At 33.5% G+C, this 12,446-nt stretch carries 13 protein-coding genes; 8 read left to right on the forward strand and 5 right to left on the reverse strand.

Annotated features, from left to right (window positions below; translation table 11 throughout):
• Positions 1 to 127: 127 nt before the first annotated feature.
• From ABEB31_RS06750 to dnaG, 4 genes are all read left to right on the forward strand, one after another.
• A complete protein-coding gene (locus ABEB31_RS06750) occupies positions 128 to 688 on the forward strand; it encodes an RNA polymerase sigma factor (protein ID WP_347050583.1) in 561 nt (186 codons plus the stop codon).
• Positions 675 to 1,397 carry a hypothetical protein gene (locus ABEB31_RS06755; protein ID WP_347050584.1) on the forward strand — a complete coding sequence of 241 codons (723 nt, stop codon included), beginning with the start codon at positions 675 to 677 and terminating at the stop codon, positions 1,395 to 1,397. Before ABEB31_RS06750 ends, ABEB31_RS06755 begins: the two co-directional genes overlap by 14 nt.
• Positions 1,398 to 1,441: 44 nt before the next feature.
• Positions 1,442 to 2,470 (forward strand): F0F1 ATP synthase subunit B family protein, encoded by a 1,029-nt coding sequence (locus tag ABEB31_RS06760; RefSeq protein ID WP_347050585.1) that lies wholly within the window; start codon positions 1,442 to 1,444, stop codon positions 2,468 to 2,470.
• Between the two features lie 128 nt (positions 2,471 to 2,598).
• Positions 2,599 to 4,662, forward strand: coding sequence for a DNA primase (gene dnaG, locus ABEB31_RS06765; RefSeq protein WP_347050586.1), 2,064 nt, complete (start codon positions 2,599 to 2,601; stop codon positions 4,660 to 4,662).
• 86 nt (positions 4,663 to 4,748) lie between these two features.
• Here the strand turns inward: dnaG and ABEB31_RS06770 are convergent, their stop codons facing one another.
• Both ABEB31_RS06770 and nadE read right to left on the reverse strand, forming a co-directional pair.
• Positions 4,749 to 5,378, reverse strand: a complete 630-nt coding sequence (locus tag ABEB31_RS06770) for a response regulator transcription factor (RefSeq protein ID WP_008467169.1) — start codon at positions 5,376 to 5,378, stop codon at positions 4,749 to 4,751.
• 92 nt (positions 5,379 to 5,470) lie between these two features.
• Positions 5,471 to 6,277, reverse strand: a complete 807-nt coding sequence (gene nadE, locus ABEB31_RS06775) for an NAD(+) synthase (protein ID WP_347050587.1) — start codon at positions 6,275 to 6,277, stop codon at positions 5,471 to 5,473.
• Positions 6,278 to 6,378: 101 nt separating this feature from the next.
• Between nadE and gldB the strand changes: the two genes are divergently transcribed.
• Together gldB and gldC are read left to right on the forward strand one after the other, a co-directional pair.
• On the forward strand, positions 6,379 to 7,335 hold the full coding sequence (gldB, locus tag ABEB31_RS06780) for a gliding motility lipoprotein GldB (protein ID WP_347050588.1): 957 nt from the start codon (positions 6,379 to 6,381) through the stop codon (positions 7,333 to 7,335).
• Positions 7,335 to 7,667 carry a gliding motility protein GldC gene (gldC, locus tag ABEB31_RS06785; RefSeq protein ID WP_347050589.1) on the forward strand — a complete coding sequence of 111 codons (333 nt, stop codon included), beginning with the start codon at positions 7,335 to 7,337 and terminating at the stop codon, positions 7,665 to 7,667. The genes gldB and gldC overlap by 1 nt, the downstream gene beginning before the upstream one ends.
• An 825-nt stretch (positions 7,668 to 8,492) precedes the next feature.
• Here the strand turns inward: gldC and ABEB31_RS06790 are convergent.
• From ABEB31_RS06790 to ABEB31_RS06800, 3 genes are all read right to left on the reverse strand, one after another.
• Positions 8,493 to 9,119, reverse strand: a complete 627-nt coding sequence (locus ABEB31_RS06790) for a hypothetical protein (RefSeq protein ID WP_347050590.1) — start codon at positions 9,117 to 9,119, stop codon at positions 8,493 to 8,495.
• A 152-nt stretch (positions 9,120 to 9,271) separates the two neighbouring features.
• Positions 9,272 to 9,892 (reverse strand): ribosome biogenesis GTP-binding protein YihA/YsxC, encoded by a 621-nt coding sequence (gene yihA, locus ABEB31_RS06795; protein WP_347050591.1) that lies wholly within the window; start codon positions 9,890 to 9,892, stop codon positions 9,272 to 9,274.
• Positions 9,893 to 9,934: 42 nt separating this feature from the next.
• On the reverse strand, positions 9,935 to 10,699 hold the full coding sequence (locus ABEB31_RS06800) for an alpha/beta fold hydrolase (RefSeq protein WP_347050592.1): 765 nt from the start codon (positions 10,697 to 10,699) through the stop codon (positions 9,935 to 9,937).
• A gap of 377 nt (positions 10,700 to 11,076) precedes the next feature.
• Between ABEB31_RS06800 and mraZ the strand changes: the two genes are divergently transcribed.
• Positions 11,077 to 11,550, forward strand: coding sequence for a division/cell wall cluster transcriptional repressor MraZ (gene mraZ / locus ABEB31_RS06805; RefSeq protein WP_347050593.1), 474 nt, complete (start codon positions 11,077 to 11,079; stop codon positions 11,548 to 11,550).
• A complete protein-coding gene (gene rsmH / locus ABEB31_RS06810; RefSeq protein ID WP_347050594.1) occupies positions 11,525 to 12,433 on the forward strand; it encodes a 16S rRNA (cytosine(1402)-N(4))-methyltransferase RsmH in 909 nt (302 codons plus the stop codon). Before mraZ ends, rsmH begins: the two co-directional genes overlap by 26 nt.
• The last annotated feature ends 13 nt before the right edge of the window (positions 12,434 to 12,446 follow it).

The following is a 12,446-nucleotide window of genomic DNA, read 5'->3' on the forward strand; positions in this document are numbered from 1 at the left end:
AATGGCTGAATGAATATAATTTTTTTTTATTTTTTCATCCCATGCAACCATTTTAAATCGACAATCGTCTATGCTAATAGAAGTCTGTTTCTAAAACCAAAACCAAAGCAAAACCGAAAGCATATTAATGAAAATTATTCCATTACATCAGGAAGAAGCTAAAATCATAAAACTAGCCGTCGAAAACAATCGTCAGGCGCAGCAGCAGATTTATGGTAAGTTTTCTTCGAAAATGTTAAGCGTTTGCCGTCAGTACATAAAAGACATACAGCTGGCAGAAGATGTAATGATTACCGCTTTTATGAAAGTGTTTACCAATTTAAGCAAATTTGAACACAAAGGAAGTTTTGAAGGCTGGATCCGCCGAATTATGGTTAACGAATGCATTTCCTATTTGAGAGTGCAGAAAAAAGTAAAATTTGCCGAAGATGAATTTTTTATTGAAGAAAGCTTCAACGAAATCGAAAGCCAGTTTACAGTAGAACAAATTCAGTATTTAATTGATGCTTTGCCGGACGGTTATAAAATGGTTTTCAATTTGTACGCTATTGAAGGTTACAAACACAATGAAATTGCAAAGATGTTGGGAATAAACGAAGGAACATCTAAATCGCAATTATCGCACGCCAGAAAAATGCTGCAAAGCCAAATTAATATTTTAAAAAAACAAGATAATGGAACCGAATAATTTTGAAAAGGATTTCCGTGACAAACTAAACGAACGTAAAATTGAACCCAGCAACAAAGCCTGGGACCGATTGGATGCGATGTTGAGCGTAGCAGAAGAAAATAAACCGAAGAAAAAGTCAAAAAAATGGTTTTATATCGCAGCGAGTTTTATTGGGTTTTTACTGGTTGGGACTTTATTTTTTAATCAAAATAAAAGATCAGTTGAAATACCGGAAAATGTAGTTACAGAAAAAGAACTGCAGAAGGAAACAATTGTAAAACCAATGGTTAATGAAATTGATCCGGTGAGAAATGAAATTGCTGTTTCAGATAAATCTTCAAAAGGAACTTTAGTTAAACAACAAAAAAACAATCTCGAAGTTTCAGAACCAATTTCAGATAAAACAATTAAAAATGAATCAAATCAAATAGCGGAGTCTTCAGTCATCATCAAAAACAATCATCAAAAACAATCAGAAAACAAACAAACAGAAATTGCAGAAACTTCTAAAAAAGAAAATGTAGATCAACTTTTGGAAATAGCAGAAAATAAAGTTTTAGCTCAAAATCAGGCCAAAAAGGCAAAAGTAAAAATTAATGCCAGTGATTTATTAAATCAGGTCGATGGCGAACTGGAACTTTCTTTCAGAGAAAAAATGATAACAAAAGTCAACAAAAATTTTCAGGAAGTAAAAGTCGCTTTATCGAATAGAAATCAACAAGAATAATTAAAAACATCAATCAATAATCAATCATTTTAAAACAATCAATCATGAGAAATTTTACCATTTATCTTATACTTTTCTTCTTTTTAGTAGTAAGTAAAGTAGTCGGACAGGAGACCTTTGAATCTCAGGCAAAAAAAATTGCCGATAAAATTGAGAAAATCACCAGGGACGAAAAAGAAATTTTAAAACAGGAAGTTGAAGCTGTAAATGTTCAGTTATCTGAAGGGAAAATCACGCAGGAACAAGCTGAAAAACGCAAGAAAGAATTGGCAGAAGCAAGAGCAGTAATAATAGAAGAGAAAGTGACCCTTGCACAAAATGAATTAAATGATTTGGTGCAGGCAAAAGTAGACGGAAAGATAAAAGAAGATTCTTCTAAAGTTTATATGATCAGTTTTAAACATAAAAAAAGAGACAAAGATTCTATTTACGGCGAAAAAAGAACGACTTCTCAGTTTGTATTTGCAATGGGTTTAAACAATACGCTGGCAGAGGGAAAGCTTCAGGATTCTAATTATCGCTTTATGGGTTCGCATTTTTACGAATGGGGTTTTACTTATAATTCCAGATTGTTAAAAAACGACAATCTGTTGCATGCAAAATACGGGCTTTCATTAATGTATAATAACATTCGTCCGACAGACAACAGAAGTTTTGTGGTTGACGGAGATCAGACAAATCTTGTAACCAATCCAACGCATTTAACAGAATCACGTTTTCGAAATATATATTTGGCCGTGCCGGTGCATTTAGAGTTTGACTTTACCAAAGCAGAAGAAAATAATGGTAAAACCTATTTCAGAACGCATAAGAGTTTTCGTTTCGGAATTGGAGGTTATGCCGGAATAAATGTAAAATCGAAACAAATTTTAAAATTTGAAGAAGAAGATTTAAAATATAAAACAACCATTAAAGGCGATTACAATGTAAATAATTTTGTGTACGGACTAAGTTCTTACATTGGTTACAGAGAATTAAGTTTGTATTTCAAATATGACTTAAACCCATTGTTTGAGAATAATTTAGTTAAGGAAAATAACATTTCGTTAGGACTTAGAGTAGATTTGAACTAAAAAACAATTATTTAGTTCATTATTAAAAAGCATCTCGTCTGAGGTGCTTTTTGTTTTAAAAACCATTTCAATTTCGATAGTATTTGCGTATTTTTGCCAGCTCTCAACTTTATAAATATTTTTACATTTTGATTTCACAAAGTACCATAGATTCTGTTTTTGAAACTGCTCGCGTAGAGGAGGTTATCGGTGATTTTGTAAATTTAAAACGTGCAGGAAGTAACTTTAAAGGATTGAGTCCGTTTTCAGATGAGCGCTCGCCATCTTTTATGGTTTCCCCTGCAAAAGGAATCTGGAAAGATTTTAGTACAGGAAAAGGCGGGAACTCTGTAAAATTCCTGATGGAACATTCACAGTTTACTTATCCGGAAGCCATTCGGTACTTAGCCAAAAAATACAACATCGAAATTGAAGAAACAGAACAAACAGACGCTGAAAAGGCAATGACTGATGTTCGCGAAAGTATGTATCTCGTTTCTGAATTTGCGGCGAAATATTTTGAAAATGTGCTCTTAAATTCAGAAGAAGGAAAAGCAATCGGTTTGTCTTATTTTAAGGAAAGAGGTTTTACGACCGAAACGATTAAAAAATTTAATTTGGGATATTCTCCTGAAACCTGGGATGCTTTGACCAAAGAAGCTCTGGGAAAAGGATATAAACTGGAATTTCTGGAAAGTACAGGTTTGACCATTGCCAGGGAAGATCGTCCGTTTGACAGATTTAAAGGACGCGTAATGTTTCCTATTCAAAGTATGTCGGGCCGTGTTTTGGGTTTTGGCGGACGTATTTTAACGAATGATAAAAAAGCAGCAAAATATTTAAATTCGCCCGAAAGTGATATTTACCATAAAAGTAAAGTCCTTTACGGAATTTATCATGCCAAACAATCTATTGCGAAACTTAATAATTGTTATCTGGTTGAAGGTTATACCGATGTAATTCAGTTTCATCAGGCCGGAATAGAAAATGTTGTGGCTTCTTCTGGAACGGCTTTAACGCCAGATCAGATTCGTCTTATTAATCGTCTTACCAGAAACATTACCGTACTTTTTGATGGAGATGCGGCGGGTCTCCGTGCGGCAATTCGCGGAATTGATTTGATTTTGGAAGAAGGAATGAATGTGCGGGTTTGTTCTTTTCCGCAAGGGGAAGATCCCGATAGTTTTGCCAGAAAAAATTCGCATGATGACCTAGTTGAATATTTAGAAACTAACAGTAAGGATTTTATACAGTTTAAAGCTTCAATCCTGATGGATGAAGCAAAGAACGATCCTATAAAAAAAGCCGATCTGATTCGCGATATGGTGACCAGTATTTCTAAAATACCAGATCGTATCCAGCGTGAAGTATACATTCAGGAATGTGCCAGAATTATGGATATTTCAGAGCAGGTTTTGGTAAGTACCTTGGCGCAGCTAATTCAGAAAGATCTTGCTGAGGCAAATAAAAAACAAAAACAGGAACAAAAACCTTTTGATGTTGTCAGAAATCAAAATCCAAAACCAAACACTTTTTCAGGAGGAGATCCCGATGATCCAAGAACAGGACCGCCGGACGATTATCCCGGAGATTACGGATCTCCGCCGGAGCAAGTAGAAAAAGTAGATATTTTATATGGTTTTGAAAGGAAAGTTATTGAAATTCTTTTATTATACGGAAGTGTCGTAGAAAGTTTTGAAGATGTATTTTTAAAAGCAGATGAAGAAGGAAATATAAAGGAAGTTTCTGAAAAGAGACAATACAAAGTCTATGAAAAGGTTTACCTGAGTCTGCAGGAAGATGAGGTAGAGCTCTCAAATGACTTATTCAAAAATATATATAACAATATTATTGACTTTTATAATCAAAACGAAACGTTTAGTTTAGATAAATATTTAATGCATTTAGAGCCTGAATTTGCTCAGGAAGTAACCAATATTTTAATGGAAGATGAAAGATTGACCATTCATAATTGGGAGGGACAAAACATTTTTCCCAAACATAAAGCTGAAACCATTGAGCTGAATGTTTCGGATACTATTTTCTCGCTTCGTTGGTATTTGGTTTCCGGAATTATTGCCGAATTAAAAAATTCGTTACTCACAAATCCGCAGGAAGACAATTCGGAGGTTTTGGGTATGGTGGTTGATTATTCTAAATTACTCAATAATTTTTCTAAAAAATTAGGAAGGGTAGTAGTGCCTTACCATTAAAAGAAAAAACTCTATCAGTTGATAAATCAAACCGATAGAGTTTTTATAAATTTTTCAAATTTCTAATATAGAAATTCGAATTGTAATTAAATAATTTCTAAAGTCTTAGCTTTATTTACTAAGTCAACTAAATTAGTAACATTTAATTTAGTCAATAATCTCAATTTGTAAGTACTGATCGTTTTCTCGTTCAGATTTAAGATTTTAGAGATTTCATTGTTTTTCTTACCATCACTTAAATAACGTAAAACCTCGATTTCACGGTTAGAAAGTTTTCTGTACAGACGCTCACTTTTGCTTTGTTTTGCAATAAGTGCCATGTTTTTGCGAACTGTTTCGTTGATGATAATTTTTCCTTCGTGTACTTTAATAATAGAATGACCTAATGTTTCAAGTTTTTCTGTTTTGTGTACATACCCGGAAACTCCTGCTTTAATTGCGTTTGGAGCGTACATTTGCTCAGCAAGATCACTGAAAATAACAATTTTTGTTTTTGGGAAATTTTTTAGGATAGATTTAATTTCAAAGATACTCGAAAGACCTTCTAATTCCAGATCGAGAATTAGAATATCGATCTCCTTCGTCTGAAGAATATCTCTAACCATTGAAAAATTGCCTACATTGGCAACAATTGAAATTTGATCGTGGTCTTTAAAATAAGACTTAACGCCAAAGTGCGTAACAGGATGATTGTCTGCTAGACATACTTTAATCATAATTTTTACCTTTTTTAGAATTGTTCATGTTTTTGGAGTGGTAAAATTAATAAATAAATTCTGTAATATCCAGACAAGAATGTTAAAATCTATTATTTTAACGTTTTTGGTATTAAACACACCGGAATCGGATCCATTTTATGCTTGTTGCTGGTGTTTAATCGTTTATAAATTTCAAAGACAGATTTTTCTCTCCCTTCAAAGTCAGATCCCGTATTTCCTGACTCCGACGCCAACATCGCCCATTCCAATTCGTCATAACTGGCACCCAATTGATCTTCATCGGTTCTGTTGTCGCCAAAAAGACCATCTGTAGGCGCTGCTGTTAAAATTGATTCCGGAATCGCTAAAAGTTGACCTAAAGCATATACATCCGATTTCATTAAATCTGCAATCGGACTTAAATCGACACCGCCATCACCATATTTGGTAAAAAATCCTACTCCAAAGTCTTCTACTTTGTTCCCTGTTCCGGCAACAAGTAAGCCATGAAGTCCTGCCAAATAGTATAATGAGGTCATTCTTATACGCGCACGAGTGTTTGCTAGAGCTAAGCTTACTTTTGCAGCATCTTCTGTAGCAGGGACAGCACTTTTAAAAGCTTCAAAAGTTGCTGTTAAATCGGTTTCTACGCTCGAAACATTGGGAAAACGTTTTTTAAGTTGCTCAATATGTTCTCTTCCGCGGGACACCTGATTTGGCGCCTGGTGAATTGGCATTTCTACGCATAATACTTTAAGCCCGGTTTGTGCACATAAAGTAGAAGTTACTGCAGAATCTACACCGCCAGAAATTCCGATTACAAAACCATTTACTTTTGCAGTAGTAGCATAATTTTTTAACCACTCTACAATATATGTATTTACTTCTTCTGTTTGAATTGTGCTTTTTTTAGCCATAATAATTTAAGTTTTAAGATGGAGGGATGTATATTTGCAAAATTATTTTTAAAGTATACTTTTACTTTAAATTGTTATTACACAAATCTAATTAAAATAAAATGAAAATATATCGCCTTGCAGTGGTCTTATGTCTGTTTTTTTTGTCCTGTGACCAAAAAACTAAGGTTGAAAAAGAAGTCGAAGAAATTCCGGTTGATATTAAAGTAGAACGTTTTGATAAAGTTTTTTTTGAAACCAAACCTGAAGATCTTGCGAAGATAAAAAAACAGTATCCGTTCTTTTTTCCCGGTAATGATGATAATGTATGGCTTCAGAAAATGAATGATCCGATCTGGAAAGAAGTTTATCAGGAAGTTCAGAAAAAATACAGTGATTTTGAACCGGTTCGTAAAGAATTTAATGAATTGTTTCAACACGTAAAATATTATTTTCCTAAGACTAAAATTCCGAAAGTTATCACTGTTATAGGAGAAATGGATTATAACGCTAAAGCGATATACGCAGACAGCCTTGTAATTGTCGCGTTGGAACTTTATTTAGGAAAAGACCATAAGTTTTATGAGTTTCCGAATTATTTGAAGCAAAATTTCGAAGAAAGACAAATGATGCCAGATGTGGTTTCCAGTTTTTCTTACCGCAATATTGCAAATTCACCGGACAGAAGTTTAGTTGCTCAAATGGTTTTTGAAGGAAAACAGCTTTATGCGAAAGATTTACTGCTCCCTGACTATACAGATGCAGAAAAAATGGGATATACTCCCGAACAAATTAAATGGTGTGAGGAAAATGAAGGTTATATGTGGCGTTATTTTATAGAAAATGAATTGCTGTTTAGCGACGATCCAAAACTCACGACACGATTTATGACACCAGCCCCTTTTTCTAAGTTCTTCTTAGAGATAGACAACGATACACCTGGCCGAGCCGGAGCGTGGATAGGCTGGCAGATGGTACGTTCTTACATGAAAAACAATAGTGATGTTTCTTTAGCAGAATTGTTTAAAACCGACGCAAAGGAAATTTTCGAAAAATCAAAATATAAACCCAAGAAATAATGGCAAATATAAATTCAGAGATAAGATTTAATGTAGAATTAGATGAAAATCGTGTTCCGGAAAAATTAACATGGAGCGCGCAGGACGGCGGAGTGCAGGCAGAAGAAGCAAAAGCAATTATGCTTTCTATCTGGGACAGTAAAGCGAAAGAGACCATGCGCATCGATTTATGGACAAAGGAAATGCCGGTAGACGAAATGAAAATTTTCTTTCACCAGACTTTAGTAGCAATGGCTGATACTTTTAAACGCGCGACAGACGACGAAAAAATGTCTGATACTATGAAAGATTTCTGTGATTATTTTGCGGAAAAACTGGAACTTACAAAATAATGAAATTTCAAAATAATGAAATTCCAAAATCCAAACTTAAAAATTAGGTTTGGATTTTTTTTATATTTTAGAAGAAATTCCAATCCGGATGCAGATTGTAATTAAAAATAACCCCAAAATAAATAGTTATGTGGTTTCCTTTTATTGTGAGTCTTATTGGACTGTTTTTTTTGCTTTTTAATGCAATAAGGTTTTGTATTACGTGCAAAAACAGAGATGTTTTGTATAGTATCGTTGCTATTTATTTGGTTCTTTTATTTTGCGTAGAACTATTATGTAATATTATCGGATTTCAAAATTCGGGATCTAACTTTTATCTTTCTCATTATTATTTCAATTTCCAGTTTATAGCGCTCAGTCTCTTTTTTTATAAATGCTTTTCAAATAATAAAATCTTAAAGAATGCTGTGCTTATAATATTGGTTTCGATATTACTTTTTTTAGGAATGCAATATTACAGAGCGCCTTCTCTTTATTGGAAATTTAATTTGATTGAAATAGTAATAACGTCACTTCCGTTATTACTTTATGCATTCTATTATATTGTGTCCAACTTTAAAAATTCAAAATACGATTATTTTTATTTCTGCATCGGATTGATGATGTACCTAACAAGTAGTGCAAGTATTTTTTTATCTGGAAATACCGATTCAGTACTCTTTACAGAACCATTTGTACTTGATTTTTGGTTTTTTAATTCTCTCTTTTATATTTTGTATCAGTTTTTAATTTATAAGGAATGGAAGGTTTTGAACTTTAGAAGAACAATTAAAAGAAGTTTTGAAAATAAAGTGACAGAATAAATTTATTGAATATTTTCAAATTTTACTTTACCGATTTTTTATCCAAATCCTTAAATATTTTTTTTAAAGCTCCAAACATTAATTGGTTTGAGTTTTTGTAAAGAGAAACATTATCTATAAGCTTACTTGAATTTTGGGTCGGGTAAATCGGTTGTGCAGATGCTTTTCCCGTTGTTCCCAGCACATTTTGCGAATATATAATTTGCTGCAGATTCAGGTCGTAAATTTCTACCGTAACCGAAGCTTCATTTCTTCCTGATGTATATTCGTTTTGATAAAGTTCAACAGAAGAAAAATCACTTCTGTTTTTTTCTGTAGAAATATTAATAAAGAAATCAAAGCCAGTTCCGTCTTTAAGTTCTTTTAATTTTGTTTTATTTGGATTTAAAGGAATTTTGCGCGGAACCAAAAGTCCGTTTACATCATGAATATAAAAAAATCGTTCGCCCAAATTCTTTTTAAAATATTTTGTAGTTTCCCGTGTTAATTCGTCTTTAGAATATTTAGGACAATCTAATTCGTTTAGTAACCATTTACCAGAACTAAAATCAACGCCGGTTCTTTGTGGAGTCAAAAATATATACGACGGCGTGGTGCAGGACGATAAAAGAAATAAAGAAATAAAAAGTAAGGAGTAAATTTTCTTCATAAACTATTTTTTGAATATCTGTCAAATGTAATATAAAAGATAGATTTACAATACGGTGCAAGAAAATTCCAATAAATAAAAAATCCAAATTCCAATTGTTAAGATTGAAATTTGGATTTTTTTATGTGACTATTTTTAGTTTTAAAATTAAATTAAAACTGCGAATTGTTTTTGAAAACTTCCTGATTTACTTCATCAATATAAGTAAGCAATTCCTCTTTTCCTATTGATTCTGTAGATGACGTTACAAAATACTGTGGCATTTCTGCCCAGTTATTGGCAAACATTTGTTTTTTGTAAGCGGCAATATGCGAATCAATTTTTACTTTGCTAATTTTATCTGCCTTAGTAAAAATAATACAAAACGGAATTTCGCTCTCGCCCATATACGACATAAATTCGATGTCGATATTTTGAGCTTCGTGACGAATATCAATCAAAACAAAAGCACAAACCAACTGTTCTCTGCTTTCAAAATAATCTGTGATAAATTGCTGGAAAACCGATTTTGTTTTCTTAGATACCTTCGCATAACCGTAACCCGGTAAATCGACCAAAAACCAATTATTGTTAATCTTAAAGTGATTAATTAATTGTGTTTTTCCAGGTCTTCCAGAAGTTTTAGCCAGGTTTTTATTGTTCGTAAGCATGTTGATCAAGGAGGACTTACCTACGTTTGATCTTCCTATAAAAGCATATTCCGGCAAAAATTCCGGTGGGCATTTTGATACAACAGAATTGCTGATAATAAATTCGGCGGTGTTAATTTTCATGTTTCTTCGTTTTAAAACCTCCTAAAAAGTAATGTTTATTGGCTAGAACTTCTTTTCAGTCAGCCATTTTTCAAGAATCTCATTGAATTCGTCCGGATGTTCCATCATTGCAGCGTGGCCACATTTGTCGATCCAGTAAAGCGTAGAGTTTGGTAAAAGTTTATCAAATTCTTCGGCTACATTCGGTGGCGTTACAGAGTCATTTTTACCCCAGATAATGCAGGTTTCAACCTCCATTTTAGGTAAATCTTTAGCCATATTATGGCGAATTGCACTTTTGGCAATCGTTAAAGTTTTAATCAGTTTGATGCGGTCATTGGCAGTCGCATACACTTCATCAATTAGTTCGGGAGTTGCAATTTTTGGGTCGTAAAATACATCTTCAGCTTTTTTTCTAATGTATTCGTAATCGCCTCTTCGGGGATAACTATCTCCCATTGCGCTTTCGTAAAGACCAGAGCTTCCGGTAATTACAAGTCCGGCAACTTTTTCCGGATACAGTTTCGTATGATATAAAGCGATATGTCCTCCGAGAGAATTTCCGAGAAGAATTACTTTATCAAAACCTTTGTATGTGATAAAATCTTTAACATATTTGGCAAAGCTTTTTACATTGGTTTTTAAAATACTCTGCGTATATATTGGCAAATCCGGAATAACGACTTTGTATCCCTTTGTTGGGAAATATTGTGCTACACCATCAAAGTTACTAAGACCTCCCATTAATCCGTGAAGAATAACGATTGGAGTTCCTTCTCCAGCTTCAAAATAGCTGTATTTGCCTTCTTTTTTATAGTGTTTGTCCATCTAATCTAATGCCAATTTCAATTTCGACAAATATAGGGTTAATTAAATAAAAATGAATTTTTGCCGCCATTTTTTAACTAGATAATTTGACTAGAATTTATAAGTGTTTAAAAATCAGCTGTTAAAAGTGTTTTTGTGATATTTCTAAATTGTTAAATCTATTACGTTATAATTAATTTTTTAAGAGAAAGGCTATGTAATTTTTATTATTGTTAAAGGAATTTATTTCTATGCTGATTAATATGCAAAGTATTGATTACCTATAAATTAAGGGTTGTGGATATAAAGTGGTTAAACTTATTAACAAAGTGGTATAAAGTGGTAAAATGTGGTAAAATTTTTTATATTTTTGCTGTATAACATGTTAACTGAATTTTTTGAACACAATCGTAGGAACATATGAATGTAAAGTCGATGCTAAAGGAAGGCTAATGATGCCTGCGCCTTTGAAAAAGCAATTGACGGCTTCTCTTCAAAGCGGATTCGTTTTGAAGCGCTCAGTGTTTCAACCGTGTTTGGAGTTGTATCCGATGGAAGAGTGGGATGCGATGATGAAAAAAATCAATAAGCTTAATCGCTTTGTAAAAAAGAACAACGATTTCATTAGAAGGTTTACTGCTGGTGTTAAAGTGGTTGAGGTTGATGCATTAGGAAGATTACTGGTGCCAAAAGATCTGGTTTCTTTTGCAAGTATTTCTAAAGATGTAGTTTTTTCATCGGCGGTTAATATCGTAGAGATTTGGGATAAGGATTTATACGAAAAATCAATAAGCGGCGAAGATATGGATTTTGCAGATCTGGCCGAAGAAGTAATGGGAAATATTAATGACGACGACAATGGAATATCATAATCCGGTTTTGCTTCATCCAACAGTTGATGGTTTAGATATTAAACCAGATGGTGTGTATGTAGATGTTACGTTTGGAGGCGGTGGTCATTCAAAAGAGATTTTAAAAAGATTAGGGCCAAACGGAAAGCTGTTTGCATTTGACCAGGACGAAGACGCGCTTGCGAATGCATTGCCAGACGAAAGGTTTACCCTGATAAATGAAAATTTTAGATTTATAAAAAGATTTTTACGTTTTCACGGAGTTAAGGCAGTTGACGGGATTCTGGCAGATCTAGGAGTTTCGTCCCATCAGTTTGATGTGCCTGAAAGAGGTTTTTCAACAAGATTTGATGCCGGACTGGATATGCGGATGAGTCAGAAAAATGATTTAAATGCTTACCGTGTGGTTAACGAATATGAAGAACAGGATTTACGTCGTGTTTTTTTTGATTATGGGGAGTTGAAAAATGCACCGGTTCTGGCAAGAACAATAGTGGAGGCCAGAAAAGAGCATCCGATTAAAACAACAGATGAATTAAAAGAAGTTTTAAAGAAATATTTGCCGGAAAAAGTTCGAAACAAAATCCTGGCTCAGATTTATCAGGCGATTCGAATTGAGGTAAATCAGGAAATGGATGTTTTAAAAGAATTTATCGAGCAGTCATTAGAAATTTTAAAACCAGGCGGAAGGTTCTCTGTAATTTCCTATCATTCCCTGGAAGATCGTCTGGTAAAAAGATTCATAAAAAACGGAATGTTTGAAGGAGAACCTGAGAGAGATTTTTACGGAAATTTTTCTGTTCCTTTTAAAACCATCGGAAAGTTAATAGTTCCGGATGATGCTGAAATAAAAATCAACAACAGAGCCAGAAGTGCAAAGTTGAGAATTGCTGAAAAGATATAATATATATAGGTAT

The organism is Flavobacterium olei, from assembly GCF_039749035.1.
In the GTDB taxonomy this organism is placed as follows: domain Bacteria; phylum Bacteroidota; class Bacteroidia; order Flavobacteriales; family Flavobacteriaceae; genus Flavobacterium; species Flavobacterium olei.